Annotated in this window: 20 protein-coding genes; 11 read left to right on the plus strand and 9 right to left on the minus strand. The window is 68.5% G+C overall.

Annotation, left to right across the window (positions count from 1 at the left end; genetic code table 11):
• Positions 1 to 23: 23 nt before the first annotated feature.
• Positions 24 to 2,351 (minus strand): SpoIIE family protein phosphatase, encoded by a 2,328-nt coding sequence (locus tag LRD69_RS20920; protein ID WP_346771918.1) that lies wholly within the window; start codon positions 2,349 to 2,351, stop codon positions 24 to 26.
• A gap of 919 nt (positions 2,352 to 3,270) precedes the next feature.
• On the opposite strand from LRD69_RS20920, the gene LRD69_RS20925 reads away from it, so the two are divergent.
• Entirely contained in the window at positions 3,271 to 3,729 is a 459-nt protein-coding gene (locus LRD69_RS20925) for a hypothetical protein (RefSeq protein ID WP_277328077.1), read from the plus strand.
• A gap of 146 nt (positions 3,730 to 3,875) precedes the next feature.
• Here the strand turns inward: LRD69_RS20925 and LRD69_RS20930 are convergent, their stop codons facing one another.
• Together LRD69_RS20930 and LRD69_RS20935 are read right to left on the minus strand one after the other, a co-directional pair.
• Positions 3,876 to 4,067 carry a hypothetical protein gene (locus LRD69_RS20930; RefSeq protein WP_277328078.1) on the minus strand — a complete coding sequence of 64 codons (192 nt, stop codon included), beginning with the start codon at positions 4,065 to 4,067 and terminating at the stop codon, positions 3,876 to 3,878.
• Positions 4,068 to 4,078: 11 nt separating this feature from the next.
• Positions 4,079 to 4,954, minus strand: a complete 876-nt coding sequence (locus LRD69_RS20935; RefSeq protein ID WP_277328079.1) for a helix-turn-helix transcriptional regulator — start codon at positions 4,952 to 4,954, stop codon at positions 4,079 to 4,081.
• Positions 4,955 to 5,245: 291 nt separating this feature from the next.
• On the opposite strand from LRD69_RS20935, the gene LRD69_RS20940 reads away from it, so the two are divergent.
• Positions 5,246 to 5,740: an ATP-binding protein gene (locus LRD69_RS20940; protein ID WP_277328080.1), complete on the plus strand. Its 495-nt coding sequence runs from the start codon at positions 5,246 to 5,248 to the stop codon at positions 5,738 to 5,740.
• Between the two features lie 161 nt (positions 5,741 to 5,901).
• On the opposite strand, the gene LRD69_RS20945 is transcribed toward LRD69_RS20940, so the two are convergent.
• The 4 genes from LRD69_RS20945 to LRD69_RS20960 all read right to left on the minus strand — a co-directional run bounded on the left by LRD69_RS20945 (position 5,902) and on the right by LRD69_RS20960 (position 11,186).
• Positions 5,902 to 6,480 (minus strand): AAA family ATPase, encoded by a 579-nt coding sequence (locus LRD69_RS20945; RefSeq protein WP_277328081.1) that lies wholly within the window; start codon positions 6,478 to 6,480, stop codon positions 5,902 to 5,904.
• 193 nt (positions 6,481 to 6,673) lie between these two features.
• Positions 6,674 to 7,984, minus strand: coding sequence for an MFS transporter (locus LRD69_RS20950; RefSeq protein WP_277328082.1), 1,311 nt, complete (start codon positions 7,982 to 7,984; stop codon positions 6,674 to 6,676).
• Between the two features lie 1,139 nt (positions 7,985 to 9,123).
• Positions 9,124 to 10,110: a CorA family divalent cation transporter gene (locus LRD69_RS20955; protein ID WP_277328083.1), complete on the minus strand. Its 987-nt coding sequence runs from the start codon at positions 10,108 to 10,110 to the stop codon at positions 9,124 to 9,126.
• Positions 10,111 to 10,292: 182 nt separating this feature from the next.
• Positions 10,293 to 11,186 carry a peptidoglycan recognition protein gene (locus tag LRD69_RS20960; protein ID WP_277328084.1) on the minus strand — a complete coding sequence of 298 codons (894 nt, stop codon included), beginning with the start codon at positions 11,184 to 11,186 and terminating at the stop codon, positions 10,293 to 10,295.
• Between the two features lie 349 nt (positions 11,187 to 11,535).
• On the opposite strand from LRD69_RS20960, the gene LRD69_RS20965 reads away from it, so the two are divergent.
• On the plus strand, positions 11,536 to 12,351 hold the full coding sequence (locus tag LRD69_RS20965) for an LLM class F420-dependent oxidoreductase (RefSeq protein WP_277329818.1): 816 nt from the start codon (positions 11,536 to 11,538) through the stop codon (positions 12,349 to 12,351).
• A 13-nt stretch (positions 12,352 to 12,364) separates the two neighbouring features.
• Here LRD69_RS20965 and LRD69_RS20970 read toward each other — a convergent pair whose 3' ends face one another.
• Positions 12,365 to 12,991 (minus strand): TetR/AcrR family transcriptional regulator, encoded by a 627-nt coding sequence (locus tag LRD69_RS20970; protein ID WP_277328085.1) that lies wholly within the window; start codon positions 12,989 to 12,991, stop codon positions 12,365 to 12,367.
• A gap of 266 nt (positions 12,992 to 13,257) precedes the next feature.
• Between LRD69_RS20970 and LRD69_RS20975 the strand changes: the two genes are divergently transcribed.
• The gene (locus LRD69_RS20975) at positions 13,258 to 14,313 is read left to right on the plus strand and encodes an aldo/keto reductase (protein ID WP_277328086.1); all 1,056 of its coding nucleotides are present in this window, start codon (positions 13,258 to 13,260) and stop codon (positions 14,311 to 14,313) included.
• Positions 14,314 to 14,424: 111 nt separating this feature from the next.
• Here LRD69_RS20975 and LRD69_RS20980 read toward each other — a convergent pair whose 3' ends face one another.
• Positions 14,425 to 15,168, minus strand: coding sequence for a class I SAM-dependent methyltransferase (locus LRD69_RS20980; protein ID WP_277328087.1), 744 nt, complete (start codon positions 15,166 to 15,168; stop codon positions 14,425 to 14,427).
• A gap of 253 nt (positions 15,169 to 15,421) precedes the next feature.
• On the opposite strand from LRD69_RS20980, the gene LRD69_RS20985 reads away from it, so the two are divergent.
• The 7 genes from LRD69_RS20985 to LRD69_RS21015 all read left to right on the plus strand — a co-directional run bounded on the left by LRD69_RS20985 (position 15,422) and on the right by LRD69_RS21015 (position 22,232).
• Positions 15,422 to 15,754: a hypothetical protein gene (locus LRD69_RS20985; protein WP_277328088.1), complete on the plus strand. Its 333-nt coding sequence runs from the start codon at positions 15,422 to 15,424 to the stop codon at positions 15,752 to 15,754.
• 59 nt (positions 15,755 to 15,813) lie between these two features.
• Positions 15,814 to 16,125: a pore-forming ESAT-6 family protein gene (locus tag LRD69_RS20990; protein ID WP_277327599.1), complete on the plus strand. Its 312-nt coding sequence runs from the start codon at positions 15,814 to 15,816 to the stop codon at positions 16,123 to 16,125.
• Between the two features lie 101 nt (positions 16,126 to 16,226).
• Complete coding sequence (locus tag LRD69_RS20995; protein WP_277327598.1) at positions 16,227 to 16,619, plus strand: DUF6507 family protein; 393 nt, start codon at positions 16,227 to 16,229, stop codon at positions 16,617 to 16,619.
• Complete coding sequence (locus LRD69_RS21000; protein WP_277328089.1) at positions 16,616 to 19,198, plus strand: hypothetical protein; 2,583 nt, start codon at positions 16,616 to 16,618, stop codon at positions 19,196 to 19,198. The genes LRD69_RS20995 and LRD69_RS21000 overlap by 4 nt, the downstream gene beginning before the upstream one ends.
• A 9-nt stretch (positions 19,199 to 19,207) precedes the next feature.
• Positions 19,208 to 19,849 carry a hypothetical protein gene (locus tag LRD69_RS21005; RefSeq protein WP_277328090.1) on the plus strand — a complete coding sequence of 214 codons (642 nt, stop codon included), beginning with the start codon at positions 19,208 to 19,210 and terminating at the stop codon, positions 19,847 to 19,849.
• A 94-nt stretch (positions 19,850 to 19,943) separates the two neighbouring features.
• The gene (locus LRD69_RS21010; RefSeq protein WP_277328091.1) at positions 19,944 to 20,804 is read left to right on the plus strand and encodes an immunity 49 family protein; all 861 of its coding nucleotides are present in this window, start codon (positions 19,944 to 19,946) and stop codon (positions 20,802 to 20,804) included.
• Between the two features lie 102 nt (positions 20,805 to 20,906).
• Positions 20,907 to 22,232 carry a lanthionine synthetase LanC family protein gene (locus LRD69_RS21015; protein ID WP_277328092.1) on the plus strand — a complete coding sequence of 442 codons (1,326 nt, stop codon included), beginning with the start codon at positions 20,907 to 20,909 and terminating at the stop codon, positions 22,230 to 22,232.
• Positions 22,233 to 22,270: the final 38 nt, after the last annotated feature.

Raw genomic sequence — 22,270 nt, forward strand, 5'->3', positions numbered from 1 at the left:
GCCTGCTCGCTTCATCGGGTCCCTCAACGGGGCGAGAGGGTCTGTTCGGCCCAGATGGTCTTGCCGTGAGCGCTGTAGCGGGTGCCCCAGTGGTGGGCGAGCTGGGAGACGATGAACAGCCCGCGCCCTCCTTCGTCCACGACGCGTGCGTGCCGCAGATGGGGTGCGGAGTTGCCGGCATCCGTCAGTTCGCAGGTGAGTGTGCGCTCCATGATGAGGCGCAGTTGCATGGGCGGGGCTCCGTAATGCACTGCGTTGGTGGCGAGTTCACTGACGAGCATCTCCGTGGTGAAGATGGTGTCCTCGTCCAGTTGCCAGTCGGCGAGCCGGCTCCGGGCAAGGGCTCGCGCCTCGCCGGCCGCCGTCGCGTCGGGGGTGAGTTTCCAGGTGGCCACGTGGCCGGGGTCGATGCCGGAGGTACGGGCCAGAAGAAGCGCGGCGTCGCCCCGTATGGGATCGTCCCCCAGCGCGTAGACGACGTCGTCGCACAGGGACTGCAGGGAGCGGTCGGACCGGCTCAGGACACTACAGAGCGAGCCGGGATCCGTCTCCGCCTCCGGGAGCAGGGTGGCGGTGTAGAAGGCGAGGGTGCTGCCCTCGGCGATGTCGAGGCTCACGCAGGCCCTGGGTACCTGCTCGGTGCTGCCCAGCAGGGGGCTTGCCGGGACGTCGCAGATGCGGGTCGTGCCGTCCGGGTCGACGGCGATCGGTGCGGGGTGTCCCGCACGGGCGAGGATGCAGGTGCGGGTGATGGGGTCGTAGACCCCGTAGACGCAGCTTGCCGTCAGTGCCTCGCTGTGCAGCGGATCGGCGGGTGGCAGCGACGCACGTTCCCCGGCGAGGCGGCAGGTGGTGTCGTGCAGTCTGGCGAGGAGTTCGTCGGGCTCCAGGTCGAGTGCGGCCAGCGCGTGGATGGCGGTGCGCAGTTGCCCCATGGTGGTGGCGGCGGAGATTCCCTGTCCGGCCGCGTGGCCGGTGACCAGTGCGGTGCGAGCGCCCGGCAGGGCGATGGTGTCGAACCAGCTCGCACCCCGGTCCGCGGGGAGGCGGAGCCACGCTGTGTCGACGGTCGGCTGCGAAGCGGGGCATTGGGGCAGGAGCCGGCGCTGGGTCGTGGCGGCGATCGTCCGCTCGCGGGTGAAGCGCCGGGCGTTGTCGATGCACAGCGCGGTGTGGGCGGCCAGTTCGAGGGCGAGGCCGATGTCGTCCTCGCCGTAGGGCTCGGTTTCACCGCAGCGGTACAGGCTCATCAGCCCCAGCACCGTGCCACGGAGCGTCAGCGGCGCCGTGATCAGCGAATGCGCACCCGTCGCGCGGATGACCTTGGCCCGTACCGGGTCCGCCGCCAGCCACGCACTTTCGGTGGCCAGGTCCAGGAGTCGGGGACGCAGGTCGGACAGCGCTCGCCTGAACGGGGTCCCGTAAGGAGCGGTGCGCACGTCGCCGAGCGGTTGCACGGGCTCCGCGATACAGCTGCGGAAGGCGGCGCGCCGAAGGGGCACGTCCCGGCTGAGCGGACCGATCGGGGGGTCCTCACCCCGTACCACTTCATCCACCACCTCGACCGCGGCGACGTCGGCGTACGCAGGCACCAGGGCGTCCGCCGCTTCCTGGCAGGTGGTGACCACATCAAGGGTTTGGCCGACGGCTTCCCGTACACCGGCGAGGACGGCGGATTGGGCGCGCCCCCGCTCGCGGTCGGTGACATCGACCGTGGAGAGCGCGAGCCCGAGGACCGCGCCTTGGGGGTCCTGGAGCCGGAAAGTGGATACGGAGAACACGCGTACCCGGCCGTGATCGACGGGAAGGTAAGCGTGCACCAAGTGGTCGAGCGACGGCCGGCCCTGCTCCAGGACACGGCGGAGCACGCTTTCCACGGCCGCAGGGCCCGCGAGCGGGTACGCCTCCGTGACGGGCCGGCCCAGCACGCTTTCGGGCGGTACTTCGTACAGGGCGAGTGCGGCCGTGTTGACGCGCACGACCCGGAGGTCCGGGTCGAGGATGTGCAAACCGTTGGGCGACTGGGTGAACAAGGTCTCGATGAGGCTGGCACCGATGCTGTTCGTGCGGGACGCCTCGGCGAGGTCCGCCGGCTGTCGCCCGATTTCCCAGGCCACGGCGCCGTCCCTCAGTACCGGCTGTACCCACAGCTCACACGGTGCGGTGCGACCCTCCCGGGACCGAAGCCTCAGCTCTTTCCCGCCGTGGTCGTCCTCGCGGACCGTGAGGAATCCGGTCGCCGGAAGACCCAGCACGTCGGCCGCGGGGAGACCGAGCAAGCGGTCGGCCTCGCGACTCCACTCCGTGATCACCCCCGAACCGTCGATGATCATGAGCGTGTCGCCCCGCACGACCAAGGCACCTCCGTCGGCCGTCGGAGCACTCACCCGTCCTCACAGCGGGTGACCGCTCCGAGTCTTCGGTGATCCCGCAGGCGGGGTGGTGGCCCCCGTCCCGAGGAGCACGCGGCGCCGGATCGACGCACGTTCTCAGTGTGCCGCGATGCGCTCGACGCGGCGACACCGAGCCGTACGGGGCCACGCCGAGCACTCGGCTGCGACCGGTGCACGTGTCATCCGCGTTGTGTGCCGTGTTCACCGCCGTGCATTTCCTGGTGAGCTCGCCGCCGGCATAGCTCGCGCGAAGTTGTTTCTTGTCGAACTTTCCAACGCTGGTGCGGGTATGCGTTCGACGACGGCCCAGCGCCCGGACAGTTGCCGGCGGGCGACCTGGCCGGACAGGTGTTCGCGCAGGGTGGCGACAGCCGGGTTCGCGCCGTCGCGGGAGACGACGCAGGCCCGTAGCCGTTCGCCCCACTTGGCATGGGGAACGCCGCCGCAAGGTAGGTGGATCCACGCCTGCGACCTGAGGCGACACCACTGCGTGATTATCACGGGTCGCACGAAGTGAGACTTTTCATGCGACGGGGAAAGGGGGCTTGGGACTCAAGTCCGTCATTCCCAGCGCCGTGTCCTCCGGTGCCGCCCAGTGCCTGCCGGAAGTGATCCGGTCCTTTCCAGGCCACCTCGGCCGTCGGCACTGACGCATCCCACCGGCCCGTGCGGCCCCAGGTCGACACCCCGGGGAGGGCGGGGGAGCATGAAAGGCGGGCATCTTCCGGCCCCCGGTCTGCCGCTGGTGTAACGCGACGGCCGGAACGCAGGACGGCGTGCATCGCCCGCTGCGTGGCATCGCCGCGCTGTGCCTGCGGCGATGAGTGGCGACGGCTCTGCGGCCGCCTCTTCGCGTCTCTCTGATGGGAGCACCTTCATGCATCTTCACACTCGACGCGCCGTGGTTTCCTTCTTCGTGTCCTCGCTCGCACTGTCCGGCGCCATCGCTTTCGCGCCGACCGCCGGCGCGGCACCCACTGCCAGCTGCACGGTCACACCTGCGGCGAACGGGATGTCCGTCACCATTACCGGCGAAGGTTTCACGGCTCCGCGGAACCTCAACGACGGCGAGAGCACGGAGCGGCTGAACGTCGACGCCAACGGAAACTTCCGGCTGACACGCTTCCAGAAGAACGTCGACTACACCGTTCTTGCCGTCAACGAGGACCAGAACTTCGTCTTCGTGAACTGCAGGGTTGTCCAGCCTCCGACTAGCGGGGTGCCGGGTATACCTTCGGGCTCTCTGCTGCCGGGCTTCGTGCCGCCGGGTGTGCCTCCGGGCCTGCCTGCCCTGCCTCCGGGCTTCGTGCTGCCGGGCATCACCACCCAGCAGTGACCTCCGGCCAAAGAGAGATGAGGCATGCGGAGTGGGTGGGCCCGCGCCTCCTGGAAGGAATCCGGGAGGCGCGGGCCGGTGCTCGGGCGGGAAGAGCGCCGGCGGTACCGCCACGGGTGACCCGGTTGCGGCGTCGGGGTTCGGAGTTACAGCAGGTGGTCGGCCTTGCCGGCCTTGATGTCGCGGATCATCTGCTGAAGCGCCTCGCGGCTGTCGGTGAGGTAACGATCCTCTTCGCCGACAACAGCGATGTAGCCATTGCCGTTCTCATCGGTTCCGAGGCGGAAGCAGTTGGCTCCCTCGCCGCAGTAGGGCGTTTCCCAGGCGATGTTGGGCACGTTGCCTGCTCCTAGAGTTCGTCGGCGATGGTCCGGATGAAGTCGCGTGACAGCGCTGGTGTGAGTGCGACGTCCTGCATCGCGTCGAGCTGGGCGCGGTATTTGTGAAGTTGTATCTCGGAGTCGATGAACTCCGGACCGTGTGTGCTGTCGAGCTCGACGGTATCGAGTGTGGGGACCACATTCTCGGCGTAGATGACAGACTGTCCGGCTCCTGGAAAGCCACCTGCTGCGAATGGAACGACTCGGACCGTGATGTCGTGCTGGTCCGCCATGCCGAGGATGTGCTCCAACTGTTGTCTGGCGACGCCCGGCCCCCCGAACTGCATCCGCAGGGCGGCTTCGTGAAGAATCAGGTCCACCGTCGGGGCGTCCGGCTTGCTGAATACCTGTCGACGATCCAGCCGGTGGGCCACCCGCGTATCGACATCGCTCATGGGCAGGCGAGGGATGACCTGTTCGAAGACGGCGCGCGCATGGTCCTCGGTGTGCAGCAGTCCCGGCAGGTGTGTGGTGAGCGCGATTCGTAGGCGCCGGGCGTGCCACTCCATCTCGGCGATATCCAGGAAGCCGACGGGAAGTTGCCCGCGGTACTTCTCCCACCAGTGTGTTCCCCGTTCGGCTGCCATGGCGGCCAAGGCGTCGACCAACGGGCTGTCTGCACGGCCGTAGTTTCCGGCCAGCGTTCGGACCCGGTCCGGGCTGATCCCGGAGCGACCGGATTCCATGTTCGGCACATTCGTCCGGGGAACACCGAGCAATCCGGCAGCGAACTCCGTGGTCATGTCGGCCGCGATCCGCATCTTGCGCAGCTCCGAACCGAGGCGCCGCTGGCGCTCGGTGGGCGTGCCTCTTGGCGGCAAGTCTTCCCCTCCTTCGGCCTGCAAGGGGACTCAGTCTGCCCTTGGCGTGGGCCGCCGGTCCACCTCATGCGCCCTGAATCGCAGGAAAGGGTAGTACGTGTACTCCGACGTGCCCTACAGTCGGTAACGCACCGCTCACGCTGCGATGAGTCGGAAGTGCGCGTGCGGTCCTGCCTGCAACCTCCTGCCCTGGGAGCGGCGGATCCGTGCCAGGGAGACAGGTCACTGCCGAACCCGCAGCGCCAGAGCCACTTGTGCGCATCGACGCGAACGAGGAAGACCGTCAACTCGCCACCCATGCAAGGGGAGTCAGTCATGCCGCAATCTCCGCGTGCCGCGCTCTGTCCAGTAGCCGTCGAGGAGCCCGCGCCCGACCCGTACGCGTATCCGCAGCCCGGGCGCCGCGGCGATCGTGGCCTCGCGCTCAGTCTCACGCTGCCCGGCGACCCGCGCAGCGCGGCCATCGGGCGCAACGCCGTCACCGCCTCGCTGCACGCTTACGGACTCACCCCGTACGCCTGGCCGGCGGCGTTGGCCGTGGGCGAACTCATCGGCGTCACAAGCGCGATGACTCCCGCTCAAGAGCTTTACGTTTCCGCCCGGCACCGCGACGACGCGCTCCGACTGGTCGTCTGGGACCAGCATCCGCGCCACTCCGAACCGGTTGCCGTCACCGTCTGCGAGGAGCGGCGCCGGAGTGCTCTCTGGTTGCTCGCGGCCGTCGTGCACGACTGGGGCGGGGAGTGGGGCGTCTGCAACGCGCTGCAGCCGCACGAGGGCACCAAGTCCTGGGTTCACCTGCCCAGGTGACGCGGGCCTTCGCCGGGCGCCGGGTCGTCCGGCGGCCGCCGGCGTCGACACCGCGGCCGCCGACGGTCCGGAGTCCCGGCCGAGCTGAGTGATACAGGGCTACGCGCACCCCTGAGCTGCGGCGATGCCGTGCGCGGTCGTGGGTCTCCTCCTGACGCCCGTCAGCCCGGGCCGGTTGTCCCGTCGGGCGCGGGCGCGCGAACAAAGGAGGCGATGTCCGGAAGGCTGGGGCTGTAGCCGTCCAAGGTGTCGACGACCAGTGTGGGGACGTCGAGGGAGATCGGTACGAAGGAATCGAGTGAATGCTCTCCCGCAGCGATCGCGTCGAGGAGTGCCTGATCACCGTGCGCGGCCCTGTGGGCGATGTGCTGGGCGCGATGGACGATGCGATGGTGGGCGACGGCGGCGGGCGTCGAGCAGCGGATGACGCGGATCTGCGCCAGCTCGGCGAGCGGTTCCAGGCGGGGCCGCCAGACCCGGTCCTGGAAGGCGGCCTCGGCCACGAGAGTCACGCTGGCCTGGAGAAGCGCCTTGAGCACGCCGAAGAACGCTTCCAGCGTGGGAAGGTTGAGCGGATCGTTGCCCCCGCTCCGGTGGCCGGGGGTCGACATGACCAGGCCCTGCTTGATCTCGTCGCGGATGATCGCGGGGCAGCCGAGTTCCTGAGCAAGGGTGTGGGCGAGGGTCGTCTTTCCCGTCCCGGGGCCACCGCTCACGACGACCAGCGTCGGTGATGTCATGGCACGTTCTCACAGTTCAGCATGGATGAGGCACCTGTTCATGCGTTCGTCGACAGCGCGTGGTGAGAGGTCGGCGCAGGGAATCCTGCCGAGCCGGAACGCGAGGAATCCGGGCCCGCGGGACAGTTTGGTGTACGTGACGGGATTGTGCTGGGTCATCTCGTGGCCGGGTCGGATGCAGGGTGGCATTGCGTTACTGACCGGGCTGCCCCGCCCCTTCGCCGCTCGCCGGTCGCGCGTCCTCAGACCCCCGAATCACCGAGGGTCCCTCCGAGGGCCGCTCCGTGTGCCCGGGGGTGCGCAGAGCACGTACCTGCGGAGCCAGCAGGGCTGCCACGGTCGCCACGACGATCAGAGCCGCGCAGGTGAAGAGCATCTGGTCGATGCCCCACGCGTCAGCAGCAGGTCCTGCCGCCAGCAGGCCCAACGGGGCGAAGGCGAGCGAGCCGAACCAGTCGTAGGAGCTGACCCGTGACAGGGCTTCCTCCGGCACCTCCCGCTGGATGGTCGTGGACCACAGCACCGCAAAGATGTCGGAGGAGACTCCCGAGGCGAACATGGCCGTCGCAACGGCCCATACCGGCGCCCCCGCTCCCAGCAGCGCGATCGGTACGGCTGCCGGCAAAGTGGCCAGCACCGCCACGAGAATCGGCCGCTCGACCCGCACCCTCGCTGCGAGGCCCGCGCCGGCCACGGCGCCCAGCGCCTGCGCGGCGACGATCACCGACCATGCACGGGCACCACCGAGGCGGTGCTCCGAGGCCAGCGGGCCCAGCACTCCCAGGTTGGCGTTCAACGCGGCGACGACGACGGTGTACTGGGCCACCACGACCCACAGCCACTGCCGGGAGGAGAACTCCCGCCACCCCTCTCGCAGGTCCGCCCAACCGGAAGACTTCTTCCGCGGCCGCTCACCGACGCCCAGCAACGACGTCAGCAGCGCACTGAGCACGAACGAAAGAGCATTCAGGCCGAGAGCCCATCCCGCACCCAGCCACGCCACCGTCACTCCCGACAGGGCGAGGCCCAGCAGAAGCGCGACATTGGTTCCCACCCGGAGCATCCCGTTGGCCTGCTGGAGCTGCCAGGCCGGTACCACCAGTGGCACGACGCCGTCCATGGCCGGAGCGAACAGCGCCGTGGCGGAGCCCGCCGCCACCGCCAGCAGGCACATCAGCGGCAGTGAGCCATGACCGGCCAGCACCAGGGCCGCCAGACCCCCGTACGCCACCGCGCCCATCGCATCAGCCGTCGTCATCAACCGGGAACGCGACATCCGATCCGCGATGACGCCGCCCACCAGGATGAACGCCAACTGCGGCACGGCCTGGCACGCCAGGACCAACGACAACCGCCCGGGACTGGCCCCCGGCAGAGCCAGCACGGCGAACGCGAGAGCCACACGGGCGAACCCGTTGCCCAGAACCGAGACGACCCGCGCAGAGGCGAGAAGAGCGAACTTCCGGTTGCGCCACAGCGGCGACCGGTCGAGGGCGGCAGACATGGCCCCCGACTCTACGGGGCTCCCGCCGCCTTGCGACCCCATCCAGCCAACGCAGTGCGAGAACCGACCGGAGGCGCGGCCGGGGGCGATTATCGTCCCGCCGGTCGGCCTCGGCACATGAGACGGACAGAATGCTCACCCGCGCCGTAAAGCATCCCAGGTGCCAAAAAGCGTCGTCCCCGAATTCGCAACCGCACGGGCGAAACCCAACACTGCCACTCCTACGATAAGTGGTCTCTTGTTGCTCATCAGCCCTCATGCAACGCTTTTCCTTGCACGGACCCACCACAAAGGGGAATCCCATGCAAGGAAAGAAGCGAATTCTCGCGCTGGTCGGCGTACCGCTGGGTGCTTCTTGTCTGTTGCTCCCAAGCAGTTCCGCGCAGGCCGCCGAGACCTCGGTCTCGCTCGCGCCCAGCGCAACCTGTTCGACGGTTGCGTTTCAGCCACCCAACCCCTTTGGTTCCATCGTGGGCGAGGGATTCCTGCCGAACGAAAACGTTCGATTCGCCACGGGCACGGGAGTGATCGGCAACGCGGCGGCCAATGCCGAAGGCAGAACCACGATCGGCAGCGTGAATCTGTCGGCTGCGAGCTTCTCTCTCCAGGGCACGAGCTCGGGAAGGACTGCCGGCTGCGCTGGTATGCAACCCGCGCCGACGACGCCGCCTCCTGGCACCCCGCCTCCTGTAACCCCGCCTCCTGGGCAGCCCCCGGCAACTGCTGTAAGGGCAGCCGGATACAGCGACGGTAAGGCGGACGCTCTGAGTACATGTCAGACGGGGCGTGCCGTGACCACGGCGCTTGAGCTTCAACAAGGCGCCAAGACAGAAGAGTATTTCGCCGGTTACCGCGCAGGCCAGGCAGACGCGCAACTCCTCAGTTCCTGCGTGAACAAGCCCACGACTCAGCCGGGGCAGGGACAAGGGCAGGGTCAGGGTCGAGGCCAGGGCCGAGGCCAGGGCCAGGGCCAGGGCCAGGGTCAAGGCCAGGGACGTGGCGGACCTCGCTGACCTCAACCTCGTACAAAGGGCCCGTCAGTTCGCTGCCGGACCCTTTGTGGTGTGTCGGTGGAATTTCCGGGGGCCGGCAGCGAGATGTCCCGGTCGTCGCACCGGGCGCCGGTGAGGCAGGCCCGTTCACTGTTCATCGGGACCCTCGTCGCGCAACTTCCGCCACAGGCGCGTGCGGTGCAGCACGTAGAGGGCGATGAACAGCACGATCGCCTGCAACCCCACGGCGAGCAGCCAGAACACGACCCTGCTTTCCAACTCGTCGGTCATGTAAGTGAAGTTCATGCCGAAGAATCCGGTCAGGAACGACAGCGGCAGGAAGATCGTCGACACGATGGCCAGCCGGTTGATCACGCCGTTCTGTTCGCCGGCCACGAGGGATGAGTAGCTGCCGAAGGCTCGCCGGGAGGCGTCCTGGAGGGACGCGATGTCCGCGAGCACCGACCTCGCGGCGCGTTGGTACGAGCGGGCGAGCCTCTGGCGCTCCTCCGGAAAAGTGCCGCTCATCATCCTCCGCGTGATGGTTTCGTCCGTCGCCTCCAGATAGGGCAGGAGCGAGTGGTGCAGGAGGGCGGCGCGCCGTCGCAGACGTGTCAGGCGGAGGACCTGCTGGGGGTGCCGTTGCTGGAACATCTCGTCCTCGAGGTCCTCCACCTCCAGCAGCGCCTGCACGGCGGAGCGGCGAAAGGTCCCCAGCGCCTCTTCCAGCAGCAGGAACAGCGTGGCCACGGTGTCGGAGGGCCTTTCGTGCGGCAGCCGGGCGACGAGGCTCCCGATCGGTCCGATCGGCCCGCGGTGAGCTGCGACCAGGTACCGCTCGGTCACGAAGGCGTGGACATGCGTGATCCGGCCGGCTTCGACGACGGGTACGACGAACCCGGCGCTGTCCCCGAGGAACTCGGCTCGCACGGATTCGCCCTCCCTGCCGAGCCACGTCAAGTCCTCGGCCTCCAGGCCGAGCTGATGGGCGACCGGCTGTTCGTCGGGCGATGCCTCCTCGGGCAGCTCGATGTCCACGAGCAGGAAACGGGACGTCGCGAGGCGCTCACGTGCCTCCGACACGTGCGTGCGGGCGACGGTCCCCTCCGGCATCGACACCACCGATACGATCATCGTCCCTCATCGTGGATCACCGGCTGCAGCACCTTTCAGCCTGCGCACACTGCGAAGTCCACGCACACGGAGGGACCCGTTCGCACCGCCGGGCGTCCCGAACGGGTGAGGGGCGCGGCGCCGGGGCCCATGCGCCGCCGGAGTCGTTCGTACCGCCGTGGAGTCCGCCGGCTCCGGGTGGGCTAACCCGTGGCGTTGCCGTGGCGGTGAAGGCTCTCCCAGGTCAGGGGGGCGCCGACGTCGGGAGGCGCTCCCGCCGACCGGCCCTGGAGATCGGCGGCGAGGTCGCGGATCGCGGGGAGCGCGGCGGACAGCGCCTCCCCGGGGCAGTCGGTGGTGTAGGCGTCGCGATGGCCCGAGATGGCGAAGAAGTCGGCCGAAGTTCCCTTGGGGTAACGGCTCTTGTCGTTGGTGGACGTGAGCCGCACCCTGCCGCGGGGGTCGACACCGCGCAGGCCGAGTTTCCAGGCGGCGAGGGCCGCGATCGCGTGTTCCATGGCGGCCGGTACGGGCGCCCCTCGTCCGAAGGTGCCGATTGCCGCGATCCCTGCCGTGCCGCGGTTGAACCCGACGGTGTGGGCGCCGACGACGGGGCGGTCGACACCACCGGCGCGGCCCTCGTAGATGGTGCCGCACTTGTCGACGAGGAAGTTGTAGCCGATGTCTCCCCAATCCCGGTCACGGGTCTGGCCCGTATAGAGATTGCGCAGGGTGCGGGGGACGTCGGCGCACTCGTAGCCGTTGGGGGTGTCGGTGTGGTGGATGAAGATCGCGGTCACCCCGCCCGCGTAGTGGGCGCGCGGGTCACGCTTGGTCTCGTCGGCCTGCCACTGCGCGCGCGACACGATGACGGGCCGATGCGCTGCATGGAGGAATGTCACCGGCGCCGCCCCGAGGACGGGGAGCAGCCACGTGGAATCGGCGGCCGGGGCCGCCACCGTTTCGGCTTGCCGCACCGAGGCAGGCTTCTGCGTCGTCCCACCGATGGTTCCGGCCCTCGTCGCCCCGGCAGGTGCCGCCAGGAGGGCCGCGGCCAGGGGGACCGTGACCCACAGCGCCATTCGGTACAAACGCACAGGGAGACCTTCTTCGTCGTTCGCCGCGGGGACGGCGGGAGTGCGTACGTCCAACAGCTTTGCGGGAGGACGTCCGTCGCGCGCGCCGGGTTACCGCATGCAGGCGAGCCGCCGACGGTTCTGCCACTTCCGCCGGGTCCGCACGGGGGACGGTCTGCAGACCCTGCGGCGGACCCGGACCGAGGCCCTGGCACCCGGCCGGGCGTACGGCCCGCGCCCGGGCGCCCGTCCGCACGTAACGTGGACGAGTGACTGCACAGGGTCGCCGAAGAGGTTCCGGCACGGAGGAGTGGACGTGAAGCTCGGCCTGCACTACTGGAACTACGCGCAACCCGCCGACCCCGCGCTGATCGCGCCCACACTCGCCGAATCGGTGCGCATCGCCGACCAGGGCGGGGTCGCGTCGTTCACGGTGATGGACCACTACTTCCAGATGGAGACCCCCCAGAGCGCGGCCGACGAGCCGATGCTGGAGGGGTACACGACCCTCGGATACGTGGCGGCGCTGACCCAGCGGATGACGCTCGGCCTCATGGTCACGGGCGTGATGTACCGCCATCCGGGCCTGCTGGTGAAGATCGTCACCACCCTCGACGTGCTCTCCGGCGGCCGGGCCGTCCTCGGTATCGGTGCCTCCTGGTACGAGCGGGAGCAGCATGGGCTCGGAGTGCCCGTCGTCCCGGTCGCGGAGCGGTTCGAGAGGCTGGAGGAGACGCTGCAGATCTGCCGGCAGATGTGGAGCGAGGAGAACGGCCCGTACGAGGGGCGGCACTACCGCCTGGCCGAGACGCTGTGCGTGCCGGAGCCGATCGGGGAACGGCCGCCGATCATGATCGGCGGCGGGGGCGAGAAGAAGACGCTGCGGCTGGTCGCCAAGTATGCGGACGCGTGCAACCTCTTCGCCACCGATGTGGACGAGGTGGCCCACAAGCTCGACGTGCTGCGCGCGCACTGCGCGGATGCCGGGCGTGACTACGACACCATCGAGAAGACCCTGATGTTCAGCAGGCCGGTCCTGGACGAGACCGACGCCTTCCTCGCCGATGTCGAGGCGTACGCCGAGCTCGGCATCACCGCGGTCCAGGTGCTGCCGGACCGGCACCCGGTCAGCTTCACCGAACAGCTCGTCGCGCGCATCGTGCCCCGGCTCGACATGATCGGTTAGAGGGCCCGGGCCGTCATCGGCCGGTTGCCGGTTCGTCCGAACCGGGAGTCCGCTCCTGCCCCGTGGCGCCGACGGCGGTGTCGATCAGCAGCGTGGCGACGGAGCGGGCCGATTCCCCGGGACGGTCGCTGTTGAGCGCGGTTCCACGGGCGACAGCACCGTCGAAGAGCAGGGCCAACTGCTCCCCGAGGGCCTCCGGGTCCCGCGCCCCGGCCCGGCGTGCGAGGGTCGCGAGACGGCGCGAGAATTCCGTCTTGTAGGCGGCCGCGAGCCGGTGGACGGGGTGCGCCGGATCGGGCACCTCGACGGCGGCGTTGAGGAACGGGCAGCCCCGGATCGGACCGGCGAGGTCCTGCGGACCGGCATCGAAAACGGCCATCAGCTGCCCCCGCGGGTCGGGGCCCTCCTCGATCGCCGGCAGCAGACCGTCCTCGAGCTGCTGCAGATAGGCGTGGACGAGTACGTCCTTGCTCTCGAAATGTGTGTACAGCGTGCGCTTGGACACACCGGCGACCGACGTCAGCTGCTCCATTCCGGTCGCGTTGATGCCCTGGGCCGTGAACAGCTCGGTTGCCGCGGCCAGGATCCGTTCGCGGGCGCCCCGGCCGCGCCGTCGGCCGGTGGAAGTGGATTCGGTCATGCCTCAAGGATACCGATCGTTTTACTTTGCGCTCGGACTGGTCTAACGTTGCCGGTATAAGTAAACCGATCGGTTTCCTTCAGGTGGAGTGACACCGTCCCCGACGGCCCTCCCGCCGCGGAACACCTTCGACCGGCCCGGCGCCGACGGCGCGCCGGCAACGGTCCGGCCATGGATCCGCCCCTCTGGGCGCTCACCGACCGCCGATCCCGCTTCGGAGCGCAGGAACAGACCTGCGGAAGCACTCGATTTCCAAGGAGAACTTCATGCGTTACACGACTTTCGGCCGCCGCACCGGACTGCGCGTCTCCCAGTACGCGCTCGGCACCGGCAATTTCGGTACCGGCTGGGGCGCCGGGGCCGAGCCCGACGACGCGCGCCGCATGTTCGACCGCTTCGCCGAGGCCGGCGGCAACTTCCTCGATACGGCGGACAACTACCAGTTCGGCGAGTCGGAGAAGCTGCTGGGGCAGTTCCTCGGCGCAGACCGGGAGGACTTCGTCGTGGCCACGAAGTTCACCAACGGCGCGTTCCCGCAGCCGGGTGTGTCATGGTCCGGCAACAGCCGGAAGAACATGCGCCACTCGGTGGAGGCGAGCCTGCAGCGTCTCGGCACCGACTACATCGACCTGCTCTGGGTGCACTTCCCCGATGACCTGACGCCGATCGACGAGATCCTGCGCGGCCTGGACGACCTCGTCAGCCAGGGCAAGATCCTGCACGCGGCACTGTCCAACTTCCCCGCCTGGCGCGTCTCCCGTGCCGCCACGCTGGCGGACCTGAAGAACTGGGCGCCCGTCGCCGGAATCCAGGTCGAGTACAGCCTGGTCGAGCGGACCGCCGACCGTGAGCTGCTGCCGATGGCCGAGAGCCTCGGGCTCGGCGCCGCCCTGTGGTCCCCGCTCGGAGGAGGACTGCTGACCGGCAAGTACCGAGGCAGCGCGGAGGGCCGGCTCAGCGACCTGAAGACCCTGGTGCACACCGAGAGCAGCGAACAGAAGACCGCGGTCGTGGACACCGTCCTCGCCGTCGCCGAGGAGACCGGTGCGACCCCGGCCCAGGTCTCGGTCGCCTGGATCAACGAGCGGGCCGCACGCGCGGCGACCCCGTACGTCCCGATCATCGGTCCGCGCAAGCTGAGCCAGCTCGACGACTATCTGGGCGCCCTCGACGTCGTGCTCACGCCCGAGCAGTACACCCGCCTCTCCGAGGTGAGCGCCGTCTCGCCGGGCGTACCGCACGAGGCGAGCGCAGGCGTCCGGAACGTCGTCCAGGGCGGGGACGCCTCGCTCTTCACCACGCCCGCGGTGCCGGTGGCCTGAGCCGTCCGGGCTTGCACCGGCGTCGGCCAGGGGCGACGCCGGTGCAGGGCCGTCCGGTCACGTCCGGGACTGTGCCCGATACCCGGCGCGCCGCCCTGCCGGACCGCGAAGCTACCGGTTCGGCGGGATTCGGTAGACGGAGACGTGGGAACGCGACTCGGCGGTGAATTCGGTACCGGCCCAGTCCGCGTGCCTGGTCTCCAGCTCGAATCCGGCCAGCTGTGCCATCAGGTCGAGTTCGGCCGGCCAGATGTAGCGGTGCGGGCTGCGGAACAGCTGGGCCTGATGGGTCTCGTCGAACGAGAAATGGTGCGACACGACGTGCTGGCGCAGCACGTCGTAGGTGTCCAGACCGATGTAGCCGGGCTCGGACTGCCAGACGGTGGCCGTCCGGCCCGGTGGGAGCTGTCGCAGCTCGGGCACCCAGAGCTCGATCACGAACCGGCCGCCGGGCGTGAGGTGGCGGGCAGCATTACGGAAGCACTCGACCTGCTCGGCCTGGGTGAGCAGATTGGAGATGGTGTTGTAGACGAGGTAGACGAGCGTGAACTCCCCAGGCACCACGGAGGTCGCCATGTCGCCGACGACCACGGGGATCGTCGCTTCGTCCACCTTGGTTCGCAGTCGACCGATCATCGGTAGCGACAACTCGACGCCCGTGACAGGGACTCCTCGCTCGGCGAGCGGGACGGCCACCCGGCCGGTCCCGACGGCGAACTCGAGCGCCGCTCCGTCACCTGCGAGCGCAGCGAGGCGGTCCACGGTCGGCCCCAGGACCTCGGGCGCGAACATGCCCGTGCCGGGCGTGTCATAGCGTCGGGCGGCATCGCCGTCCCAGAGCTCCTCCTGTTGCATGCCGCCAACGCTCCTCGCAGGCATCTGTGTTGTCGAATGATTTTGCACCCGTGGCTCGCTCAGGCAGAGCGCGACGGCGGAAACGTGGGGTGCGGCCTGCTCGATGCACGCCGGTGTCCGGATGCGGTGGTTCTCAATCCATGCATCAGCCGTCACACGTCTGTCACAGCGAGACTTCTCACGTTGCTATCGGCGACCCGATGTTGATAGATCTGGATCAGATGGGATCACTTGATCTGGCAGGGGGATGCACATGAAGTTCGACATGGGGGCGCAGGTTCTGTCGAATCTGACGTCGAAGTCGCGTGGTTCGAGTGATGACTTGGGCACGTTGATCCGTCAGCTGGTTCAGGCGGCGGCGCCGTTGGAGGGGAAGTTCCACGGTGCGGGGCGGGTCGCGTTCGATTCGTTCAAGAACCGGTCGGACGAGATCACGGCGGCGTTGAACGGTTCGCTGGCGTCGCTGCTGGGCGGTCAGTCGGGCATGGACTCGGCGTTCGGTTCCGGCGACCAGGAGCAGGGCGACAACGCGCGGCAGCAGATGGGCGCCGCCAACTTCGACGCGGCCCGTTTCGGCGGACGCTGACCGTCTCTCGGTTTCATGAGTTCCATGGATGTCACGGATTTCACGGGGAGTGTTTGTTGATGGCTGGTGGCAGTGATCGTCGTGCGTACGACACGGGTGCGTCGGCGGATGTGCAGGGCAATATCCAGGTCGTGATCGGGCGTCTGGAGGAGGTGATCGCGGCGCGTGACGCGCAGGTGAAGGCCGCGATGGCGGACTTCACGGCGGACGGTGTCGCGGATGAGTACCACGGCAAGGAAATGCGGTGGAACCGGGCCTCGCAGGAGGTCAGGAACATCATCCAGTTGCTGAAGACGACGCTGGAGAAGAACGACGGGACCGCGCAGCACACGATCACGCGCGCGAAGGCTGCAGTCGACAACATCGGCTGAGGGCGCGTTGCGCCGGGCCCTTGGGACGACCGTCCTCGAGGCCCAGGCGCGCGGTGATCGTTGGTGTCGGCAGTGGGTGGTTGAGGCACGGGGGTGTGTTGGTGACCGGGTGGGATCTGAAGCCGCAGGGTATTCAGGGTGTGCTGAAGACGACGGGTGAGACGGCGGGGAAGATCGAGACGTATGCGAAGGCGTACGGGGAGCATCTGACGTCGGCGGCGACGAGTGCGGGCACGATCACTGCGGAGGGCGGTGGTGAGGGCGGGGAGAAGGCCGGTGGTGGTCTCGTCGCGCTGGCGCTGTCGCAGTACGCCGAACACGCCACGTCGGACCTGAAGTTCATCGCGGCGCGGGCGGGGAAGTCGTTGACGGGTGCGGTGGACGCGACGACCGCGTATCTGAACGGTGACCTGGAGATGGCGGCCGAGTCGCAGCGCAAGGCCCTGGGTGTCCCGGATCTCGATCTGACGAAGCCCGGGGTGCAGACCAAGTGATCAAGCCGGAAGCGATACCGCAGTTCACCGGTGATCTGGGCCAGTTGGAGAAGGACTACGGCAGCCTGAAAACGGACGCCGGGCACATGCGCAGCACCGGCTCGGATGTGCACACCCAGTTCCAGGGGTTGTCCGCGTACTACCAGGCACCCGAGGCGGAGCGGCTTTTCGCGTCGACGAAGCCGGTCCAGGACCGGGCCGACGGTTTCGCCGACGACCTGGAGAAGGTTTCCACGGCCCTGTCGGACTACGCGACCGAGGTCCGTCCGCTGGTCACGAAGCTCGCACAGCTCAAAGCGGATGCGTCGACGTTCGTGAACAACGTCAAGGACGACGACGACTGGGAGTACGACGAGGACAAGATCGAGGAGCACAATCAGCTCCGCGATGACGTCACGACGACGGTGGCCGCGTTCTGGGCCGCCGAGCGCACCTGCCACAACAAGATCACCGCGTTGTTCGGTGGGACGCAGATGGTCGCCGGTGACGGGTCCGAGCGAAAGGACCAGTACGGGTTCAACGCCGAGGACCTCAAGAACGCGAAGCTTCCCTGGGGTGATCCCATGGAGGAGAAGCACCATGTCTGGGAAGTCGGGCACTGGGTCAAGTCGTTCGTGTGGGACGGGCTGATCGTCGACGGGATCTGGGGCACCATCAAGGGCCTGGGCACCCTGGTCGGGTTCGGTGGCTGGGACGCGATGGGTCAGGCCTGGAAGGGTCTCGCGCAGCTCGCGACCGGTCTGGTGATCACGTCGATCCCGGGTGCGGGCGCGTTGTTCTGGACCCTGCCGGACGACAAGCTGCCGTCCTGGCTGCGTGACTCGCGTACCGCGATGAAGGAGACCGGCAAGGCGCTGGTCGCCTGGGACGAGTGGGGCAAGAATCCGGGACGGGCCGCGGGAGCGGTCACGTTCAACGTGCTGACCACGGTCTTCACCGGCGGCGCCGGTGCCGGTGTCTCCGGCGCGGGCAAGGCGGGAGCGGTCGCGAAGGTCCTGTCCGTGGCCGGGAAGGCCGGCAAGGTCATCGACCCGATGACCTACATCGCCAAGGGCGCGGGCGCCGGCCTCTCCAAGATCGGCGACATCACCAAGGGCCTCAAGGGCATCGGCAACGTCGAGATCCCCACGCTGCCCGACGATGCGATCGTGCTGCCCGAGGGTGCGCTCAAACTGCCCGATGGTGCCGTACATCTCCCCGAGGGAGCGGCGATCCCGGACGGGGCGATCGAACTCCCCGACGGCAACTTCAAGCTGCCTGACGACGTCCCGGTCCTGCCCGAGGGCGCCACGAAGCTGCCCACGGAACCCGGCGCACCGGCCCAGTACTTCGACGGCGAGGGCAACCTTCTCGACGAGAAGGGCGACATCGTCCAGCGCGCCGAGGACGCACGCCCGGAACCCTCCCCGGACATCGACCCGGACGCGGCGGGAGCGGACACGCCGCACACCGGCTCCCCCTCGCCGGACAGGCAACCGGCGCTGGTCGGCGCGGGCGCCCACACCGCCGACAACGCGGCCCACGTCGGCGACCACGCCATCCGCCTCGGCGACAGCCTCGGCAACGACCTCGGCGACATCGGCCGCACCGGCGACAACATCCCCGGCACCGACATCGGCGACAACCTCCCCGGCGGCAACGCGGGTAACCACCTCCCCGGAGGCGGCGTCGGCGACCACATGCCCACCGGCCACGCCGGCGACAACCTACCCGGGGGTCACGCCGACGACCTCGGACACGGCCCCTCAGCCGGCCACGAACCGCCCCATGGTGGGAGCCACGGCGACGGACCGGGCAACGGTGGTCACGACGGGCCGGGATCCGGCGACCACAGCAGCATCCGTGAAGGGCACGAGGGGCCCAGCGGCGGGCATGAGGGACCGGCCTCAGGTGGCGGCCACGACGGTCCCGGCAGTGGCAGCGGCGACGGCCCGGAGAGGCCAGACTTCAGCGAGGGAGACGAGACGCCGTCCCCGCCGACAGGCGGCATGGATCTCGGACAGGAAGGCGCAGTCACCGACGCGCTCCGCAGCGCGAAGATGCAACCGCAGGACGTGCAGCGAGCGCTCGTTCAACTGCGCAAGAGCCAATACGGCGCGGGGATCGCGGAACACATCAGCCGCGGAAACCTGGCCGACATGCCTGGCTACGACGATCTCCTCTCCCAGTGCAAGCAGGGTGATATGACGCCGTCGGTCTACATGGCTATGGAACACGCCACGGACCTGCAGGCCAGGGGAGCCAAGAACCTCGCCTTCGAATACAAGCGGCCGGAACTCGGACTGGACCTGGACGTATTGATCAAGTCGGGAGACCGGATCGAGTACGCGGCCCAGCTCAAGGACGTACAGAGCGTTGCGGGCATCAATTCTGCAACCAAAGGAATCGCCGCCAAACAGCTGGCCGGCCCGATCGCCGGTCAGAAAGTGGCGATCCTGGACATCCACGACACCAAGGCCGCTCTCACCGATAAGATCCTGGGGCGCGTCGCGGGCCGCGCCAAGGCGTGTGATTCCACCTTCGTGCTGCGATTCGAAGACGGCTCGATCACCGTCCCCGCCAACGGGCCCATTTACTAAGGAACATGAATGTCCACCCTTTTGCGAGCCCCACGCGAATGCGCTTCGTGGGCCTGGGATCTCGACGACTACGCCGCCCCTGGCCTTGAATCGGCCCTCACGACTGCCGCACGTATGTCGGCCGTCCTGCGCGAGCATGACCTGCTCGAAGCCAGTGCTCTCGAATGGGGCTGGTTCATCTCCAGTCTGGGCGGCATGGCCGCGATCACCCGCATTCCGGTCCAAGGCCCGCTCGACGACCCGGAGTTGCCACTGCGTCTGCGATCCATGCGACCCGCAGACTTTGCCGAGGCTGAGGCTGGAGACATTCTCGTCTCGGGGTCCGGCATCTGGCTCGACGCCGACGGCAAGCCGCGCCACGAGCACCGATTGGTCGAATTGACGGTGTCGCCCGAGTCGCTCGGCCTGTCGGCCGAGGTGTCGGTCTTCCATGACATCTGGGGCCAGTTCGACTTCAGAGGGCGCCCGCACCCGGAGATCCACCGGCGCAACGCTCCACGACTCGCGGCCGCTCTTCAGGCTCTGGACGCTCTGCTGGGTGTGACTGCGGAACCGGGCGAGCCCACCTACTTCGGCACCGCCGACGGATATGGAATCAAGGTCCCGGATGTGATTGGGGGCCGTGGCCCCGACCTGACCGATCTGCTCTGACCGTCATACCGATCTCTCTGCTGCGCGCGTCCGGCACGGGACGCGCAGCGCGGGATCAGATGAGGCAGTTCGATATCGCTGAACGGAGCACGCCATGACGACTGTTGTTCCCCGGCATGGTGAGGCAGGACCCAACTCCGCCCGCTGGGCCGAGGCTCTCGGCGAGAGCCTGGCCGGCTCCGTCGCCCGCCTCGAATCGTCACCGACCATGATCGACTCCACGTTCCGTACGGCACTTCTCCACGTGGAGGCGCGTTGCACGGTCGATCCGGAGGCCGCGGAGCTGGAGACCTGGGAGGCGGTGGTCTCTGCCATGCAGGTCGGGTCGGCGCTGTTCGCGGTGACCGGGGCGACCGAAGGGACCGTCGAGTGCCGCATCAATCGTGAGACGCGTGTTCTCCCGGCCATCGGACCGCGTTCGTTCGCCGACGCGGGGAACTGGCTCACGGCGTTCTGGCTGGCGATCGTGTGCCGTGACCAGAAGCGGATGACGCAGCTGTGCCAGATTCCGCTGGAACGGCTGCGGTCGCCCGCGGGGGAGTACGACGAGTACATCTACCACTGGGTGGACACTCTGCAGACGTACTGGCTGCAGCGGCCCGGCCTGGTGGAGAAGCTGGTGGCCGCGATCGAAGGGTCCTATCCCGAAGCGGTCTCGACCACTCCCCGGGATCTGCTCCAGGGGGTGCTGTATCCGCCGATCAACCTGTTCCACCGCTTCGTGCGGAAGGACGAGGAGGGCTTCAGCCAGGCTCTGGTGGAGGCGCTCGAACTGCACAAGGCGTACTGGACCGCCGACGAGGACCGGGCCAAGGATCCCGATGGCCGTATCGCTCTGGGACCTCTTGCTCTGGCCTGCCTCGCCCACGACGGCGAGATCCCGCCGGCAGTGGAGTCTGCCTATCTGCCCAGGCATCTCCTGCAGCGCAGCTGGCTCGGCGAATTCCCGACCTGAGCCCTGACCTCGGGCTTTCGTGACCAGGGACGTCCGGAGCACGATCGATGCGGGTCGATCTGTTCAAGGCGCGTAGGGAGCGCGCGGTTGTAACGTTACTGCGTGACGGAAGACGATACGTATCGGGAACTGGGTGAGGCGGCCTGGTCGTGGGTCCTGAACCAGGTGCGCGAGGACGAAGGCCCGTGGCTGCCGGAGGCGGTATCGGAGCACGACCAGGACATGGCACCGGCAAAGGACCGCGACTCGCTGTACGCGGGGATCGCCGGTCTGGCTCCGGTGCTGGCGGAAATCGCGCAGTACCGGGATCTGAACGAACGTGAGCAGATTCTGGTGACGGGGATCGTGACCAGGCTGTCGGCAGAGGCGAAGGGCAGAAGGGAACCGTCGCTGTACGACGGCTTGGCAGGCGACGCCATGGCGCTGAAGCTGCTCGCTCCAGGCGGGGAATCGGTCGCCCTGCGGCGTCTGGCCGACCTGGCGACCCCGCAAGGCTGGAAGACTACGCTCGCATTCGAACCGGGTTCCGACGCACCCCTGAACGACATCATCGTGGGCACCGCCGGCGTGGTGCTGACTGCGGTCTGGGCGGGCGGTGAGTTCGCGGAAGGGATCGCGACCACGGGCGGTGAGGCACTGCTGCGCGTGGCGGACCGTACGGAGGCGGGCCTGGACTGGGGGATGGGTCCGGCTACGCAGGGGAGGTCGCCGAACTACTCGCACGGCACCGCCGGGGTGGCTGCGGCACTGGCAGTGGCGGGTGCGGCGCTGCATCGAGAGGACTTCGTCGAGGCCGCGGTGGAGGGCGCCCAACACGTACTGTCCGTGGGCTCACTGGAGGACGACGGCTTCATCGTCCCGCATACGATCCCGCCGTCGAAGCGGGAGGTCGAACCGGTGACGTACACGTGGTGCCACGGTCCTGCCGGCACCTCGCATCTGTTCGCGGCGCTGTCCCACGCAGGCGTGGCCGAGGTGGCGGGCCTTGAGGTCGGCGAACTACGGCACCGCTGCCTGAACTCGATCCTCGCCTCGGGAGTCCCGGAGCGCCTTCGCCCCGGCTTCTGGGACAACGACGGCCGCTGCTGCGGAACGGCCGGCGTTGGGGACGTACTTCTGGATGCGGCGCAGGGCTGCGAGGAGGCGGCAAGAGCCGAGACCCTCCTGCAGGCAGCACGCAGGATGGGCGACGCGTTGGTCGAGCGGGCCATCAGAAGCGAAGCAGGCGCCCGCTGGCGCTTCCTGGAACACCGCCAGGATCCACCGCTTCTGCCCCCCGGTACGGCCTGGATGCAGGGCGCGGCGGGCATCGCGGCGTACCTTCTCCGCCTCGGGCGGTTCATCGAGACCGGCCCGAGCGCTTTGGTGGTGGACCGCCCGGACCAGTGGTGGGCAGTGCCGACGTACCTGCGCACCGCGGCCTCGTGAGAGGGCGGCGGGCTCCCTCGACCGCCCGCCGCCGGAGT

Source organism: Streptomyces sp. JH14 (assembly GCF_029428675.1).
Lineage (GTDB): Bacteria > Actinomycetota > Actinomycetes > Streptomycetales > Streptomycetaceae > Streptomyces.

Coding starts and splice junctions, on each gene's coding strand:
- LRD69_RS20955 (WP_277328083.1), bottom strand. CDS start 10,110: ATGATCGTATCGGTGGTGTCGATGCCGGAGGGGACCGTCGCCCGCACG.
- LRD69_RS20950 (WP_277328082.1), bottom strand. CDS start 7,984: ATGTCTGCCGCCCTCGACCGGTCGCCGCTGTGGCGCAACCGGAAGTTC.
- LRD69_RS20970 (WP_277328085.1), bottom strand. CDS start 12,991: ATGACCGAATCCACTTCCACCGGCCGACGGCGCGGCCGGGGCGCCCGC.
- LRD69_RS20990 (WP_277327599.1), top strand. CDS start 15,814: ATGGCTGGTGGCAGTGATCGTCGTGCGTACGACACGGGTGCGTCGGCG.
- LRD69_RS20975 (WP_277328086.1), top strand. CDS start 13,258: ATGCGTTACACGACTTTCGGCCGCCGCACCGGACTGCGCGTCTCCCAG.
- LRD69_RS20940 (WP_277328080.1), top strand. CDS start 5,246: ATGCCGCAATCTCCGCGTGCCGCGCTCTGTCCAGTAGCCGTCGAGGAG.
- LRD69_RS21005 (WP_277328090.1), top strand. CDS start 19,208: ATGTCCACCCTTTTGCGAGCCCCACGCGAATGCGCTTCGTGGGCCTGG.
- LRD69_RS20925 (WP_277328077.1), top strand. CDS start 3,271: ATGCATCTTCACACTCGACGCGCCGTGGTTTCCTTCTTCGTGTCCTCG.
- LRD69_RS21010 (WP_277328091.1), top strand. CDS start 19,944: ATGACGACTGTTGTTCCCCGGCATGGTGAGGCAGGACCCAACTCCGCC.
- LRD69_RS20985 (WP_277328088.1), top strand. CDS start 15,422: ATGAAGTTCGACATGGGGGCGCAGGTTCTGTCGAATCTGACGTCGAAG.
- LRD69_RS20980 (WP_277328087.1), bottom strand. CDS start 15,168: ATGCAACAGGAGGAGCTCTGGGACGGCGATGCCGCCCGACGCTATGAC.
- LRD69_RS20945 (WP_277328081.1), bottom strand. CDS start 6,480: ATGACATCACCGACGCTGGTCGTCGTGAGCGGTGGCCCCGGGACGGGA.